This is a genomic window from Flavobacterium sp. ACN2 (assembly GCF_002303885.1).
In the GTDB taxonomy this organism is placed as follows: domain Bacteria; phylum Bacteroidota; class Bacteroidia; order Flavobacteriales; family Flavobacteriaceae; genus Flavobacterium.
This window is the reverse complement of sequence record NZ_MRCM01000014.1, coordinates 40,653-56,103: the sequence shown is the minus strand read 5'-3', so window position 1 is coordinate 56,103 and position 15,451 is coordinate 40,653. Positions and strand designations below refer to the sequence as shown.

Below are 15,451 nucleotides of genomic sequence, written 5' to 3'. Positions count from 1 at the left end.
CTTTTATTTTTTCTTCTTTAATAATTCATTTGCCTTCAAAAAGTATTCCTCTTTTTTCTTTGCATCTCCTAAACCATTGTATGCCTCTCCTAACTGAATATTAAAATTTGATTCTAATTTTACGTCATCTACCACATAATCAAGACCCATTTCTAAGACGGTTTTTGCATTTTTAAACTGTTTCAACTGATTGCTTCCTAAACCTGCATAGTAATAAAATTGAGCCTGACTCGGATAAACTTCGATCAGCATCATGGCTCTTTTGGTCATCGGCTCGTATTGTTTTGCCTGAGCATAAGCTTCCAGTAATAACATATTGGTTTCAAGCTCAGTATCTGAATTTGCTTTTAAATCTTTTTCATAATATTTAATGGCATTTTCAAATTGTCCTTTGCTGTGATAAAACTTTCCAATTTCTTTGGCTACGTCAACATCTTTATCATTGTCAAAATAAGAAATGGCTTTTTCTAAATCGGCAGAATACTGTGGATTTTTATTTACATAAATCAAAAACTCATTCAAAGTTCTATGTTTGATTTTTGAATCGATTTTTGAGCTTGCTAAAATCACATTCATTGATTTTATAGCTTTATCCGCTTGATTCGCATCCAAATAAGTTTTAAACAGACTTACCTGCGCCCATTCAGAATTTGGTATCTCTTTTGCCAGCTGTTTTGCTACTTCGAGTGATTTCTCATTTTCATTATTTTTTGAATATAAAAGAATGAGATTCAAATAATTCGATTCTTCTTTAGGATCTTTTTTAATCTGCTGAATCAAATTATCAATTTCGGCATTCTGATATTTTCCTTGCGATAAAATTTGCGCTTTATAAATTTCGCGATCAGACGATTTTCCGAACTTATCGTTCATTTCGTTAATCGCTGTCAATGCCTTGTCATACTGATTGGTAATCATGTATAACGAAATCAAATCGTCTTTATATTCTTCGTCAAAAGCAATTATTTTTTGAATAATTTCAATTGCCAGCGGATAGTTTTTTGTCTCATAACTTACATCGTAAATTCCAAGCCAAAACCATTTGTTTTTAGGATCAAGCTGTGTTGCTTTTTCAAAAGCATCTTGCGCACTTGGATATTGCTTAAGCGCCAAATAGTTTTTTCCTAATTCAAAATAAGCAACTGCATCATTGGGTTTGAGTTTTATACATTTCTCCAATGATACAATGGCTTTATCATAATTTTCAATTCCTTTTTGTTTTAAAGATTCATAAAACGAGTCTTGGTATTCGTCTGGTGCCATGGCAATATCTTCGGGTTCTGTCTGTGCAAAAACCGAAAATGATATGCTGAATAAAGCAAAAAACAAAACTGTAAAAACTCTTTTTTTAATCATTTGTAAAAATTACATTTTAAACAAAACGAAATTTTGCTAATTTTTATTTTATTCCAAAACAGCGTAATCTCCAATGCTGATGCTTGTAAATTTACCATCGTAACTTACATGGTTTCCAATCATTGCATTATCAAGATTAGCATTTTTAATTTTAGAATACGTTTGTACCAAACTGTTTTTGATTGTACTGTCTGTTACGTGGCATCCATTTCCAAGAGAAACATTTGGTCCGATTGTCGTATTCTTCAAAACCACATTTTCTCCAATATAACAAGGAGGAATAATTGTTGAATTCTCTAAAGTCACACCATAATCTACTAAATGTTCTCCGTCATTATGAAGAAAACCTAACATTCTAGAATTAGTCTCAACAGTAACATCTTTGTTTCCGCAGTCCATCCATTCGTCAACACTTCCTGTTTTGAAAACTTTTCCGTTTGCCATCATCGCTTTGATACCGTCATTAATCTGGTATTCTCCACCATTCTGAATGTTATTATCCAAAACATTTTGAAGTTCGTTTCTTAAAACTCCAACTTCTTTAAAATAATAAATTCCGATAACGGCTAAATCGCTTACAAACTCTTTTGGTTTTTCAACCAATTCTACAATTTCATTATTTTGGTTTAGTTTTACAACACCAAAAGCCTCTGGCTGATCTACTTGTTTTACCCAGATTACAGCATCTGCTTCTGGATCTAATTCAAAATCTGCTCTAATTAAAGTATCTGCATAAGCAATTACAGCTGGTCCAGATAGAGATTCTTTTGCACACATAATCGCATGTCCAGTTCCTAAAGGCTGATCCTGACGGTAAATTGAAGCTTTAGCTCCTAATCCTTTTGCTAAATCTTCTAAGCTTGCTACAACATCATCTCCAAAAAAAGCCTCGTCTCCTAAAATAAAAGCAACCTCTTCAATTGGTTCTTTTAATATTTTGGCAATATCTTCTACTAAACGGTGAACGATAGATTTTCCTGCAACTGGAATTAATGGTTTTGGAACGGTTAATGTATGAGGCCTCAATCTTGATCCACGGCCCGCCATTGGCACAATTATCTTCATTTTCTTATTTGATTTTATGTGAAGATTTTATAAAAATCTTCATTGGGTTTGGTCTTTCTTTTTTATTATTTCACTCCAGTGCTTCCAAAGCCTCCTTCACCTCTTGATGTTTCAGTAAGTGTTTCAACTTCGATCCATTCTGCTCTTTCGTGTTTAGCAATAATCAGCTGTGCAATTCGTTCTCCATTTTCGATTACAAAATCGTCATTAGATAAATTTACTAAAATTACTCCTATTTCTCCTCTGTAATCTGCATCAATAGTTCCTGGCGAATTTAAAACTGTTACGCCTTTTTTTGCAGCCAGACCGCTTCTTGGTCTTACTTGCGCCTCGTAACCAATTGGCAATTCCATAAAAAGTCCTGTTTTTACAATAGTTCTTTCTAAAGGCTTTAACGTAATTGGTTCTATAATATTGGCACGCAAGTCCATACCTGCAGAAGCAATAGTTTCGTAATTTGGTAAATCGTGCTGTGATTTATTGATAATTTGAATTTTCATTTTTAAATATAAAATTTTTAAAAGCGTCTTATTTTCTCTTCATTATTCCTTTAATAGTATCTTTTTCAAAATGGTAAACCATATACATAAAGACTAAAAGAAGCGGAATTCCAACATAATATTTTTCTCTAAATCCGTAAAAAGAGATAATTGAAAACAATATTGAAACGCCTAGATAAGCGCCAATTTTGTTCATGTCATAAGGAATTGGATAATATTTATTTCCTAAAACATAAGAAATAAGCATCATACTACCATAAGCTGAAATGGTCGCAATTGCAGAACCATAATAGCTGTATTTCGGAATTAATAGATAATTTAAAATCAAGGTAACAATTGCTCCTACAATAGAAATGTAAGCTCCAATTTTTGTTTTATCCGTCAGTTTATACCAAACTGATAAATTGTTGTAAATCCCTAAAAAGAAATTTGCCAAAATAATTAATGGCACCACTTTCATGGCTTCCCAATACGATTTATTATCTAATAACAAATATTTCAAAACGTCGGCAAAAACAATTACACCTAATAAAATTAATGATCCCAGAATCACAAAATATTTAGTAATTACCGCATAAGTTTGCGGTGCATTTTCATTTTTAGCATGACTAAAAAAGAATGGCTCAATTCCTAATCTGAAAGCAGTTGCAAAAAGAACCATAAATAGTCCTAGTTTGTAACAAGCAGAATAAGCTCCAACTTCAGACTTTGCTAAATTTTCTGGAAGTAAATATCCTAATAGAATTTTATCGAAGTGTTCATTTACTGCAAACGCTAGTCCAGCCACTAAAATAGGCAATCCATACTTCATCATTTTCTTCCAAAGCACAGGATCGAATTTTCGTCCAAGCGAAAGATAATTTGGAGAGAGCACAATAAAAGTTGCCAAACTTGCCAAAAGGTTTGCAATGAAAATATAAGCAATTTGGAAATTTTGTACATATAAATTATCCCAAACAGAATTCGGATTTTCTGCCGCCAATTTTGGCAGATAAATCAAGAAAAATATATTCAGCAGTAAGTTTATAACAACATTTCCAATCTTGATCGCCGCATAAACCATCGGTCTCTGATTGGCTCTAAGTTTAGAAAACGGAATTAAAACCAGTGCATCTAAAACTAAAATCCATACGGTATAAGTAATATATTGAACATCGACTTCGGCTAGATTTGCCAGTGTGTTTCTAAAAATTAACCCAACGAAAAGAAAGATTATTGAGGTCCAAAATATAGAAATAGTCGAAGTGGCTATTACATTTTTCTTATCTTCTTCGGCACTGTAAAATCTAAAAAACGCAGTTTCCATTCCGTAAGAAAGGACCACGTTAAAGAAAACCATCCAAGACAATACGATCGAAACTTCACCATACTCAGCCGTAGGCAAAATTCCTGTATATAATCTCACTAATAAAAAACTTAGCATTCTAGGTAAAACTGTCGCCAGTCCGTAAATTGCCGTTTGCTTGAATAGATTTTTATATAATCCCAAAATATAATTCTAATAATGTTTGTGAGACAAAAATAACCATTTCTTTTGTTTAATGGAGTTTTTGTTGATGCAATAAAGAAAACTTCTGATTGTTTCTTAGACTGTCATTTTCTTTTCATCTAAAATTTTGACAAAATGAAATCCTTTTGGAGCATAACCTTGATTATAATAAAATCTATGCGCTCCAAAATTTCCTGTAAAAGCATCCAAAACTATACTGCTACAATTTAGCTCAATAGCTTTTTTCTCTATATAATCGGTAAGCAATTTTCCAATTCCTTTAGATCGATGATCCGGATTAACAACAAAATTGTCAATTTCTAGATATTTTCCCGTCCAAAGTTTTGTAGCCGACCAGCAACCTGTTAGACCGAGACAAATATCATCTTCAAATATTGCAATCTGAATATAGTTATGCGGAACCATTTCAGAAAGAAATGATTGATATTTTTCTAGAGATATATTAGGATACAAAAATCGAATTGTACTTATTTGAGCAGCCATATCCTCAATGGTAGTTAGCTCTTTTATTTGTAAAGCCATCGTTTAAAAATGAAATAGAAGTCAAAAATACTCAAAATATAATCATCAAAGAATCTGTTTTCATCCATCTATCTCTTCTTCTTATAAATCTTTAACTAATTTATTGGACATTAATTTTATCTGAGAAAAATAAATTCGATTTTTTTACGTTTTTACATAAAAGCAATGCTTTGAAAACTTCTTGATAGCAGACTAACTGAGGAATGTCTGAGCAAAACTACAGAAACATTCGTAATGTTTCATCAATCTCCTTACTTACAGATAATTATACTGTTTTTTAACACAACATGTGAAATATATAAAATACACATGAAAATTATGTAACATTTTTTTAACAGTCTTTTTTTAAATTTGTTTCAAAGGGAATGAGAAAGCTAGCAACAACCCTTCAGAAAAAAGAAAGCACTGGGACTAATAAAGCTTGTTTGTTCCCATAAAAGACAAAGCATAAGGGATTGATTCAGCTGTATTGTAACCCTAATAAAAACAGAGCACTGGGACTGATAAAGCTTGTTTGTTCCCACAAAAGACAAAGCATAAGGGATTGATTCTGCTGTATTGTAACCCTCAAAAAAACAGAGCATTGGGATTAATAAAGCTAGTTTGTTCCCATGAAAGACAAAGCACGCAGAGTTATCTGTCTATTTTTATAAAATGGTAGTGATTCTCAACTTAACTGTAATTTGAGAATCACCATTTTATAAAATTATTTTTAAAAAAGAATAAAACTTCCAATAAAAGAAAAGCCAGCATTAGCTGGCTTTTCTTTTTATATATAATAGGATAAATTATCCATTCAAAGCTTCTGCTCCACCAACGATTTCCAAAATCTCACTTGTAATCGCAGCCTGACGAGCTTTGTTGTAAGTTAATTTCAATTGGTTTCTTAATTCAGTTGCATTATCTGTTGCTTTGTGCATTGCAGTCATACGAGCTCCATGCTCAGAAGCAAATGAGTCACGAATACCTTTGTACAATTGTGTTTTTAAAGACTTAGGAATTAAAGCCAATACAATTTCTTCTTTTCCTGGTTCAAAAATATAATCTCCAGAAACAGCAGCACCATCAGTATTAATAGGCGCTAACGGTAAAAACTGCTCTACTTGAACAATCTGAGTAGCAGCATTTTTAAACTGATTGTATACTAACTCAATTCTATCGTATTCTCCAGATAAGAATTTCTCAGTCAAATTATCTGCAATTCCAGCAACATTTTCAAATGTTAAATGATCAAAGATTGCATTATGATGACCGTGAATTTTATGCGTTTTAACTAAAGCATCACCACCTTTTTTACCAATGGCAAAAACGTCAACTTGCTTTCCAGCATAAAAATCAGTACGATTTTTAATCTCTTTAATAATATTTGAATTGAAAGCACCGCATAAACCTCTGTTTGAAGTTACAGCAACTAACAATACTTTTTTTACTTCACGTTCTGTAGTGTAATCTCCTCCTATTTCACCTTCTAGTGTAGCAGAAAGATCTTGCAATAACTCCGTTAATTTCTCGGCATAAGGACGCATTGCAGTGATTGCATCTTGTGCTTTCTTCAGCTTTGCAGCAGAAACCATTTTCATAGCCGATGTAATCTGCATCGTCGATGAAACGGAAGTAATTCTATTACGGATTTCCTTTAAATTTGCCATCTATTAATTAGAAAATGCGACAATTTTAAAATTAGACAATTAGAATAATGATGGAACATTATCTAATTATCTAATTTACCAATTATCTAATTAGTTATATTTTGCTGAAACTTCTTTTGCCGCTTTTTCGATAACATCTGTAATAGCGTCATCTAATTTTCCAGCTTTCAAAGCGTTAAGTGTATCTTTATGTTTGCTGTTTAAGTAAGCTAAGAAATCTGCTTCGAATTCTTTTACTTTATTAACAGGAACATTTTTCAATAAGTTTTTAGAACCAGCGTAGATAATAGCTACTTGGTTTTCAACTGTATAAGGATCATTTAAACCTTGTTTCAAGATCTCAACGTTTCTTTTTCCTTTTTCGATTACGTTTAAAGTAACAGAATCTAAGTCAGAACCAAATTTAGCGAAAGCTTCTAATTCACGGAATTGAGCTTGATCTAATTTTAAAGTTCCAGAAACTTTTTTCATTGATTTAATTTGAGCATTACCTCCAACACGAGATACAGAGATACCTACGTTAATTGCAGGACGAACCCCAGAGTTGAACAAATCTCCATCAAGGAAAATCTGACCATCTGTAATAGAAATTACGTTTGTTGGGATATATGCAGAAACGTCACCAGCTTGAGTTTCGATAATTGGCAATGCAGTTAATGAACCACCACCTTTTACGATAGACTTAATAGAATCTGGTAAATCGTTCATGTTTTTAGCGATACCATCATCAGCGATTACTTTACAAGCACGCTCTAATAAACGAGAGTGTAAGTAGAAAACGTCTCCAGGGTAAGCCTCACGTCCCGGTGGTCTTCTTAATAAAAGAGAAACCTCACGGTAAGCAACAGCTTGTTTAGATAAATCATCATAAACGATAAGAGCTGGACGACCAGAATCTCTGAAGTATTCTCCAATTGCAGCACCAGCGAATGGAGCGTAAACTTGCATAGGAGCTGGGTCAGAAGCATTAGCAGCAACGATAACTGTATAAGCCATTGCTCCTTTTTCTTCTAACATTTTAGCGATTCCTGCTACAGTTGAAGCTTTTTGTCCAATTGCAACATATATACAGAATACAGGTTTTCCTGCATCGTAAAATTCTTTTTGATTTAAGATTGTATCGATACAAACAGTAGATTTACCTGTTTGACGGTCACCGATTACAAGCTCACGCTGTCCACGACCAACTGGAATCATAGCATCAACCGCTTTTACTCCTGTTTGTAATGGCTCAGTTACTGGCTGACGGAAGATAACTCCAGGTGCTTTTCTTTCTAAAGGCATTTCGTATAAGTCACCACCGATTGGTCCTTTTCCATCAATTGGAAAACCAAGAGTGTTAACTACACGTCCTACCATTTGCTCACCAACTTTAAGAGAAGCAATACGTTGAGTTCTTTTTGCTGTAGATCCTTCTTTAATTCCAGTTGATGGTCCTAATAATACAACCCCAACATTATCCTCCTCAAGATTCAATACGATACCTTCCATACCGTTATCAAATTCCACTAACTCACCATATTGAACATTAGATAGCCCGTAAACACGAGCAATACCGTCTCCAACTTGAAGTACTGATCCTACTTCCTCTAGCGTAGCACCAGATTCAAAACCTTCTACTTGCTTTCTTAATATTGCTGAAATTTCAGCAGGTTTGATTTCCGCCATCTTAATTTATAATTTAGACACTTTTTGTGTTATAAAACTAATTACTTAACTCTCTTTTTAATACTTGTAATCTGTTAGCAACTGAAGCGTTGTACTGATTATCTCCTATTCTCAAAATAAATCCACCAATAATTGAAGGATCTACTACATTTTCTATTGTAATTTTTTTATCTGATAAAGTTGCAACTTTTGCCAAAACTTTAGCTTCTAAAGCTGCATCCATTGGAATAGCTGTTGTAACTTTTGCTACTTCAACACCATTACTTTCATCAAATAATTTATTGTATTCTAATGCAATTGCATTTAGAATTTCGAATCTTTTGTTTTCAAATAATAAATGGAACAAACCTTTTGTTACTCCATTTACATCTGCAAAAACTTCCAAAAGAGCACCTTCTTTAACTTCAACAGTAGTTGTTGGGTTTTGGATAAATGTACTCAATTCTTGATTCGTCTCAATTGCATTTGCAATTGATTTCATATCGTTATTGACAGCTTCGGCAACACCTTTAGAGTTTGCTAAGTCTAGAATTGCTTTTGCATAACGAATTGCTGCTCTTGTACTTGCCATAATCTTAGTTTAACTTTACGTCACCTAATAATTTCTCTACCAATTTAGTTTGAGATTCTTTATTAGATAGTTCTTCTTTCAATAATTTTTCAGCAATACTCAAAGATAGAGTTGAAACTTGAGATTTCAATTCTGCCATTGCAGCATTCTTTTCGCTTTCGATAGCCGCTTTAGCTTGATCAATCATTTTTTGACCAGCTTCTTGAGCTTCGTTTTTAGAATCAGCAATCATTTTCTCTTTCATTTCGCGAGCTTCTTTCAACATCGCGTCACGTTCTGCACGAGCTTCATTCAAAATTCTTTGATTGTCAGCTTGTAAATTTTCCATTTCTCTCTTTGCGTTTTCAGCAGAAAGCAATGCATTTTTAATACCTTCTTCTCTTGCAGTAATAGATTCCATAATTGGTTTCCAAGCAAATTTTACTAAAAGCAAAATTAATATTACCAAGATTAAAGCCTGCCAGAAGAATAATCCGAATGAAAAATCGTTAATTAACTTATCCATTTTATATAACTATATTAAATATTTAATTTCTTTTTTAAAAGTAACAACATCTTTAACCAACCGTTAAAGATGCTGTTATTTCTCTCTTTATTATTTTCCTAAGATCAAAGCAGCAAATGCTAAACCTTCTAATAAAGCCGCGATAATAATCATCGCAGTTTGAATTTTACCAGCAGCTTCTGGCTGACGAGCAATAGCGTCCATAGCAGATCCACCGATTTTACCTAAACCTAAACCTGCACCGATTACTACTAAACCAGCACCTACTAAAGTTGGAATTGTTCCCATAACTATTTATATATATAAAATTAAACTTCTAAATTAAATAATTGCTGTTTCGTCTTCATGGTGGTGAGCATGATCATGATCTTGAACTGCCATACCAATAAACAATGATGATAACATTGTAAAGATGAATGCCTGTAAAAATGCAACTAAAATTTCAATAACAGAGATAAATAATGTCAATCCTAATGAGATTGGCAAATCTGCTGCTAAATTTTTTCCAACAAAAATCATTGCGATCAAACTCATAATTACTACGTGACCTGCAGTAATGTTTGCGTACAAACGAATTAATAATGCGAATGGTTTTGTTAATGTTCCTAAAACCTCAATTGGAGCTAAGATAATTTTCATTGGAACTGGTACTCCTGGCATCCAGAAGATGTGTCCCCAATAATCTTTGTTTGCACTAAATTGAGTAATGATAAATGTAAAGGCTGCTAAACAAACTGTAATAGCAATATTTCCTGTAACGTTGATTCCTAGCGGAGTCATTCCTAATAAGTTCAAGATCCAAACAAAGAAAAATACAGTTAATAAGTAACCCATGTATTTACGGTATTTTTTCTCTCCAATATTTGGAACAGCAATTTCATCTCTGATGAAAATTACTAATGGTTCTAAAACTCTACCAAATCCTGTTGGGATTGGTCCTTTTTTATATGATCTTGCTAAACCAGTAAACATTACTAATAATAGTACTGATACGAAAAGCATTGAAACAACATTTTTAGTAATTGAAAAATCTAATGGTTTTTCATTTGATGGATGACCGTGCTCATCAAAGTTGATTGTTCCGGCAGCATCTGTTTTGTAGATTTTACCGTGAACTAATTTGTAGTAGCTACCGTCAACTTCTGCAACTTCTTCTCCGTGGTGTAATTTTGAAGAAGAGAAAACTTTTAAACCACCATCAATTAAAATAACTGGTAATGGAAAACCGTAGTGTTTATTTTCTTTTTCATCTGAAAAGAAAACAAAGTCATGAGAATCTTGTAAGTGGTGATCAATAAAAGCATCTACTTTAGCTTTTGGATCAAGAGCAACATGCTCCCCTTCTTCGTGAGCAGTATGTGAAACTACTTTCTCTTCGTGAGCTGTTTCAGTTTGAACATGCGTCGAATCATTCTCTTGATTTGCAAAACCCATAATAGGTAGAGAAGCTACAAAAGCTGCAAGAATAAAGCTGAGTGGTTTGTTTGAAATCACCATATCGTGGAAAATCTTATTTTTTTACGTTTCTAAAATTTGGTGCAAAGGTACATTTTTTATTAATATTCAAAAGGATATGAAAAATTATTTTTAAACCTTGTTTTAAAGAATTGTTATTTTAACGCTTTTCATTTAATAATCGGACAGTTAAAAGCGTCTGAAATAACAAAAACAGCACAAATGTTATAAAAAAACTGACTTTTTCAACATTGCTTTCTCCAGTTTTATTTTTTAAGATCGGCTGAAGAAATAAATAGGCTAATAACATTTGTGTAAAAGTTCCAAATAAAAATGCCATTCCGACAATTTCAAAATTCTTCTTTTTTACTATTAATAATATAAGGTATAATAAAGACGAAATTGCGAAGAAAGAAAAATACAGTATTTCTAAACTGTAATGAAACTTCTCTGTACTAATTTCACTAAATAAAAAAACGGCTTTATGAATACTATAAGTTCCTAAAGCAAGACATAACAAATAAAAAACTGGTTTGTAATTTTTTGAAAGCATTTGAAATAATTTTTGTGCAAAGATGCAACTTTTATCTCAAGCCATTTTTATTTACAAACTACTTTGTTTTATTGATATCATTTACTTGTCGGATTACATTGTACAATGCAACTCCAACACCAGCTAATACAAAAATGGTGTTATAATATACTTTTGGGCTTGGATGTTTCTCGTCGAGCCAGGTTCCGAAATAAGAGAATACGAAAATGATTACTCCCATTTGAAAGGGAATATTAATAAATGCCAACCATTTATTTCTCCTATTATTATTCGGCTCCTTTTCCATCTTCTAGCATTATTACTGTATTTGAATGCGCAAGCATAGTGCAGGTTGCTGTAAAGTCAGCTCCTGGTTCTATTGAAAGTTTTCCTACTGCTACTTCTCCATGAATTTGAGCAGTCGATTTAATATTAAGGGTTTCAAGAACTTTTATCTTTCCATGAAATTCTCCTTCGATGTCTGCATTGTTACAGATAATTTCTCCTTTTACAACTCCTTTTGCTCCTATCACAATTTTGCCCTGCGAAGTAAAATTTCCTATCAATTCACCGTCTAATCTAAAGTCGGCTTGAGAGACTATATCTCCTATTATTGATGTTCCTTCAACAATTCTATTAGTTTTTCCTAATTGTTCAGTTCCGTTTTTTTTTACTTTTTCAAACATGGCGGTTAAGATTTAAGGGGTTTTCGGGGTAAGGTATGCGTCTAGATTTTTTTTAATCTGAACAATTTTGTAATTATCATTTGATATAATTATTGCTTGATCTGGGATTTTATATTTCTTATCTTCTCTGAAAACTCCAGCAATATCATTTGCATAAGCTTCAGATTTTAAACCATGAATAACTACAAAACTTTCTGTTTTATTGTATTTATCTAGAGATGTTGTCAATCTTTCGTAGTTTTCAACTAATAAAAACACTCTAATTGCTTCTTCTATTCTTTTAACCGCTTTTGTATCGTTGTTTGCAACACGATATACTATTTTCCAATTTTTAGTATCTGTTGTTGTAAAGTTAAGTTTCTCCAAAACAGGAACTTGTTTTTCTAAGATCTCTCTTGCATTTTTACCTTCTTCACTATTTGGGTAATTATCTGCAACGTTCTCAAGTCCTTTTTTATAGGCTTCTAAACCATATACTTTTCCTGAAGTATTGGCTTTTAGCAATTCGTATTTTGAAACAATATCATCTCCAGAATATTGATTAATTAGATTATCAATATTCGCCAAGACTTCATCAAAATGTTCTTCTTCAAAAAGTTTATACCATTTTTGATATTCTTTGTCTGGACTAGAATTTGGATCGTCTTCTTTATTGTTTAAAATGTGAGCATATCTCGAATCTGGATATTTAGATGAAATCTCGGCTTTTATAGCTTCGGCTTTTGCCGGATTTGTAATTTGATAAATTTTGTACAAATTATACATTGATGGCAATACCAGTTTTTCTTCAGGATTGTTCTGAAGCAGCTGTTCTAGTTTGTCGCTAGCCAAATTATATTCTTTAAACTTCTCCTTATATATAAGTCCTAATTGATAGTATGAAAAATTACGCTCTTTGCCAATACTATCCATTGCAGTTTGAGAACTTGGAAGCTGTTTTACATAATAGGCTACAGTATATTTTTCTGGTACAATTGTGTCATTGAGCACATTGGCAACTTCTTTAGTAGAAATCGTATCATTCATAGCATCGCTATTTGCGCCTTTTATACCTGACAATCGCCAGTTTCCGCCCATAGTTCTACTACCCCACATTTTTTTAAACTGTAGTTTTCCGTAAGCAACTGTTGTTGGATTATAAAAATAGAATGAACTGGCATTATCATTTCCTCCAGGAGGCATTCCAACTCCTTCTGGTTCTACTGGTTTACCTAAAGAATTAGGATTAACAGCTCCATTTCCTGAAAAATCTGCTTGAGAATTTCGATCAATATTAGCTAATCGTTCTTTTTCCTTTTCTTCTAAAAGTTTTTTTGCTTCGTCCTTCTTTTTAAGTTCTGCAATATAATTTTCGAAATAAGCTTTCTTATCGTTTGGTGGCAGATTATATACTTTAATAATACTGTCATTGCGTTTTGCAATAGCTTCGTACTTAATTACGTCATCCAGATTTTTTCTGTTTTTTTCTATAAATGCAAATTCTCTTGTTTTAGGATCCAGTTTAACCAAAGTACTATCATAATACTTTGCCGCCATCGAATAATCTGTATTTTTAAAATACATGTTTCCAATGTTTCTATAAGCAGAAGCCATTAAATACGGATCTTTAGATTTTCTTCCTAAAGACTTATTGTAAAATGTTAATGCATTTTCTTGATCTTTCTTTTTATCATAATAAACTCCCATTTCATAAAAAAGAACATCATAATAAGGACGATTTTCACGATCAGTCACCAATTTATTAAATGTTTTTAAGAAAATCGTATCATTATCTTTTCCATAATCAAACATCTGTGCTTTTTTCGCGTATGCGTGCATCATGTATTTACGATCTGCTTTTCTGTTTAAATCAATAACCGCATCATAAAAATAAATGGCACTGTCACGTTTTCCTTCTGCCTGATACATTTGGCCAAGTATAAAACGATATCTCGCTCGTTCTTCATTATTTCGAGTAAATTGTTCTGCAACTCTAAGTCTAGAAACAGCACTGTCTTTTTGTTCCAGATTTAGAAAAGCTTCTGCCAAAAGTGCGTTGGCATCTGCATAAGTTTGTTTATCTAAATCTGTTTTTTTAAGTAAAATTTTGATATTCTTAAGAGCAATCGCGTCATTACCTAAGCGCATATTGGTTTTTTCGCGCCAGATTTTTGCCGTATAAATATTATTGCTTTCAGGATATTTGTATAAAATATAGTTGAAAGCCTCAATTGCTGGAATAAAACGCTGATCGTAATATCTTGCTTTTCCAAGCATAAGATAAGCTTCATCAATCTGCCAGTTTCTTTCTCTTCCTCCAATATTCATGGAGTGTTTCTGAATGGCTTTTGTAGCTTTGGTTTCTGCTTTTTCAAAATCAGGGTTTTTAGCTTTTTCTCCTTCAGAAAAATTTTCATCAAACTGCATTTTTTCAATTGGCAGTTGTTTCCAGAAATTATCTTCGTTATTGGCCTGAATGGACTTTAAACCTTTGTCTAAACCAATTCCTCCATTGTAAAGAATGTTGTATTTTGTCCCAATCGAGTGAGAACTTCGAGCCAAAAAGGTATTTTTTTTGGTAGAACAAGCTATCAAAAAGAATAAAAAAACGAAAGTAAAACTATATTTAAGAGTATTCTTTTTCAATAGAAAAGAGTTTAAAACAGATAACTACTAAAAATTGGTTTTAGTATATTCATTTGTAAAAATACGCTTCTTTTTGAAATATAGAAATTCTTACACCGCAAAAAATAATTCTAGTTCTTGTAAGGTTTCTTCTGAGGTCTGAATATCTTTAACAATTTCGCCCTTATTAAGCGCCACAATACGATTGCAAACTTCTACAGTATGCTGTAAATCATGGCTTGAAACCAAAACCGTTACATTTGGATCGTCGGCTAATTCTTTGATAATTTTTTTTAATCGGCTCACTGTTGTGGGATCTAAATTTGCAAAAGGCTCATCTAAAATTACAACTTCAGGATTACCAATAAGTGTGGCAATAATACCTGCTTTTTTCTGGTTTCCTTTTGATAGATCGCGAAGGTATTTTTTGTTGTTCAAAATTTCTCCGTTAAAAAACTCTTCGTGTTTTGCTAGCAATGCATCAATATCTGCCTTATTCTGATTGCGTAAATCACCAATAAAATAAAAGTATTCTTCTGGAGTTAAATATCCGATAAGGAAATTTTCGTCTAAAAAAGATCCCGTAAAAGATTTCCAATTCTCGCTTGTATTTACCTGAATGTCATTACTTTTTATATATCCTGTTGATGGCTGGATTAGATCAAGAAGCAAACTGAAAAAAGTTGTTTTTCCTGCTCCGTTATTTCCCACCAATCCAAAACTTTGTCCTTTTGGAATTTCTAGATTATTAATGTTTAAAACTGTTGTTCCGTTATATGTTTTTGAAAGCTGATTTACTTGTATCATAATAATTTTAGATTGTTGATT

16 protein-coding genes are annotated in these 15,451 nt (G+C 32.5%); all 16 read right to left on the bottom strand.

The window, feature by feature from the left end; genetic code table 11:
- Nucleotides 1–3: 3 nt before the first annotated feature.
- Nucleotides 4–1,356, bottom strand: a complete 1,353-nt coding sequence (locus BSF41_RS16545; protein ID WP_095930612.1) for a lipopolysaccharide assembly protein LapB — start codon at nucleotides 1,354–1,356, stop codon at nucleotides 4–6.
- A 48-nt stretch (nucleotides 1,357–1,404) separates the two neighbouring features.
- Nucleotides 1,405–2,421, bottom strand: a complete 1,017-nt coding sequence (locus BSF41_RS16540; protein ID WP_095930611.1) for a sugar phosphate nucleotidyltransferase — start codon at nucleotides 2,419–2,421, stop codon at nucleotides 1,405–1,407.
- 65 nt (nucleotides 2,422–2,486) lie between these two features.
- Nucleotides 2,487–2,921 (bottom strand): dUTP diphosphatase, encoded by a 435-nt coding sequence (dut, locus tag BSF41_RS16535; RefSeq protein WP_095930610.1) that lies wholly within the window; start codon nucleotides 2,919–2,921, stop codon nucleotides 2,487–2,489.
- 28 nt (nucleotides 2,922–2,949) lie between these two features.
- Nucleotides 2,950–4,410 carry a lipopolysaccharide biosynthesis protein gene (locus BSF41_RS16530; RefSeq protein WP_095930609.1) on the bottom strand — a complete coding sequence of 487 codons (1,461 nt, stop codon included), beginning with the start codon at nucleotides 4,408–4,410 and terminating at the stop codon, nucleotides 2,950–2,952.
- 96 nt (nucleotides 4,411–4,506) lie between these two features.
- Entirely contained in the window at nucleotides 4,507–4,953 is a 447-nt protein-coding gene (locus BSF41_RS16525) for an N-acetyltransferase (RefSeq protein ID WP_095930608.1), read from the bottom strand.
- A gap of 788 nt (nucleotides 4,954–5,741) precedes the next feature.
- Complete coding sequence (gene atpG / locus BSF41_RS16520) at nucleotides 5,742–6,602, bottom strand: ATP synthase F1 subunit gamma (protein ID WP_095930607.1); 861 nt, start codon at nucleotides 6,600–6,602, stop codon at nucleotides 5,742–5,744.
- 90 nt (nucleotides 6,603–6,692) lie between these two features.
- The gene (gene atpA / locus BSF41_RS16515) at nucleotides 6,693–8,270 is read right to left on the bottom strand and encodes a F0F1 ATP synthase subunit alpha (protein WP_095930606.1); all 1,578 of its coding nucleotides are present in this window, start codon (nucleotides 8,268–8,270) and stop codon (nucleotides 6,693–6,695) included.
- Between the two features lie 37 nt (nucleotides 8,271–8,307).
- The gene (gene atpH, locus BSF41_RS16510; RefSeq protein WP_095930605.1) at nucleotides 8,308–8,841 is read right to left on the bottom strand and encodes an ATP synthase F1 subunit delta; all 534 of its coding nucleotides are present in this window, start codon (nucleotides 8,839–8,841) and stop codon (nucleotides 8,308–8,310) included.
- 4 nt (nucleotides 8,842–8,845) lie between these two features.
- On the bottom strand, nucleotides 8,846–9,346 hold the full coding sequence (locus BSF41_RS16505; protein ID WP_095930604.1) for a F0F1 ATP synthase subunit B: 501 nt from the start codon (nucleotides 9,344–9,346) through the stop codon (nucleotides 8,846–8,848).
- Nucleotides 9,347–9,436: 90 nt separating this feature from the next.
- Nucleotides 9,437–9,634, bottom strand: coding sequence for an ATP synthase F0 subunit C (gene atpE / locus BSF41_RS16500; RefSeq protein ID WP_008465835.1), 198 nt, complete (start codon nucleotides 9,632–9,634; stop codon nucleotides 9,437–9,439).
- Nucleotides 9,635–9,667: 33 nt separating this feature from the next.
- Entirely contained in the window at nucleotides 9,668–10,843 is a 1,176-nt protein-coding gene (gene atpB / locus BSF41_RS16495) for a F0F1 ATP synthase subunit A (RefSeq protein WP_095930603.1), read from the bottom strand.
- A gap of 118 nt (nucleotides 10,844–10,961) precedes the next feature.
- Entirely contained in the window at nucleotides 10,962–11,354 is a 393-nt protein-coding gene (locus tag BSF41_RS16490; RefSeq protein ID WP_095930602.1) for a hypothetical protein, read from the bottom strand.
- 58 nt (nucleotides 11,355–11,412) lie between these two features.
- Entirely contained in the window at nucleotides 11,413–11,640 is a 228-nt protein-coding gene (locus tag BSF41_RS16485; RefSeq protein ID WP_095930601.1) for an AtpZ/AtpI family protein, read from the bottom strand.
- The gene (locus BSF41_RS16480; protein ID WP_095930600.1) at nucleotides 11,621–12,019 is read right to left on the bottom strand and encodes a polymer-forming cytoskeletal protein; all 399 of its coding nucleotides are present in this window, start codon (nucleotides 12,017–12,019) and stop codon (nucleotides 11,621–11,623) included. Before BSF41_RS16480 ends, BSF41_RS16485 begins: the two co-directional genes overlap by 20 nt.
- A gap of 12 nt (nucleotides 12,020–12,031) precedes the next feature.
- The gene (locus BSF41_RS16475) at nucleotides 12,032–14,644 is read right to left on the bottom strand and encodes a tetratricopeptide repeat protein (protein WP_095930599.1); all 2,613 of its coding nucleotides are present in this window, start codon (nucleotides 14,642–14,644) and stop codon (nucleotides 12,032–12,034) included.
- Between the two features lie 90 nt (nucleotides 14,645–14,734).
- Nucleotides 14,735–15,430, bottom strand: coding sequence for an ABC transporter ATP-binding protein (locus BSF41_RS16470; RefSeq protein WP_095930598.1), 696 nt, complete (start codon nucleotides 15,428–15,430; stop codon nucleotides 14,735–14,737).
- Nucleotides 15,431–15,451: the final 21 nt, after the last annotated feature.

What these genes read in the sequence shown, in the direction of transcription:
- atpA (WP_095930606.1), bottom strand. Translation starts at nt 8,270, where the DNA reads ATGGCGGAAATCAAACCTGCTGAAATTTCAGCAATATTAAGAAAGCAA.
- BSF41_RS16485 (WP_095930601.1), bottom strand. Translation starts at nt 11,640, where the DNA reads ATGGAAAAGGAGCCGAATAATAATAGGAGAAATAAATGGTTGGCATTT.
- BSF41_RS16490 (WP_095930602.1), bottom strand. Translation starts at nt 11,354, where the DNA reads ATGCTTTCAAAAAATTACAAACCAGTTTTTTATTTGTTATGTCTTGCT.
- atpB (WP_095930603.1), bottom strand. Translation starts at nt 10,843, where the DNA reads ATGGTGATTTCAAACAAACCACTCAGCTTTATTCTTGCAGCTTTTGTA.
- atpH (WP_095930605.1), bottom strand. Translation starts at nt 8,841, where the DNA reads ATGGCAAGTACAAGAGCAGCAATTCGTTATGCAAAAGCAATTCTAGAC.
- BSF41_RS16545 (WP_095930612.1), bottom strand. Translation starts at nt 1,356, where the DNA reads ATGATTAAAAAAAGAGTTTTTACAGTTTTGTTTTTTGCTTTATTCAGC.
- BSF41_RS16525 (WP_095930608.1), bottom strand. Translation starts at nt 4,953, where the DNA reads ATGGCTTTACAAATAAAAGAGCTAACTACCATTGAGGATATGGCTGCT.
- atpE (WP_008465835.1), bottom strand. Translation starts at nt 9,634, where the DNA reads ATGGGAACAATTCCAACTTTAGTAGGTGCTGGTTTAGTAGTAATCGGT.
- dut (WP_095930610.1), bottom strand. Translation starts at nt 2,921, where the DNA reads ATGAAAATTCAAATTATCAATAAATCACAGCACGATTTACCAAATTAC.
- BSF41_RS16470 (WP_095930598.1), bottom strand. Translation starts at nt 15,430, where the DNA reads ATGATACAAGTAAATCAGCTTTCAAAAACATATAACGGAACAACAGTT.
- BSF41_RS16480 (WP_095930600.1), bottom strand. Translation starts at nt 12,019, where the DNA reads ATGTTTGAAAAAGTAAAAAAAAACGGAACTGAACAATTAGGAAAAACT.
- BSF41_RS16540 (WP_095930611.1), bottom strand. Translation starts at nt 2,421, where the DNA reads ATGAAGATAATTGTGCCAATGGCGGGCCGTGGATCAAGATTGAGGCCT.
- atpG (WP_095930607.1), bottom strand. Translation starts at nt 6,602, where the DNA reads ATGGCAAATTTAAAGGAAATCCGTAATAGAATTACTTCCGTTTCATCG.
- BSF41_RS16505 (WP_095930604.1), bottom strand. Translation starts at nt 9,346, where the DNA reads ATGGATAAGTTAATTAACGATTTTTCATTCGGATTATTCTTCTGGCAG.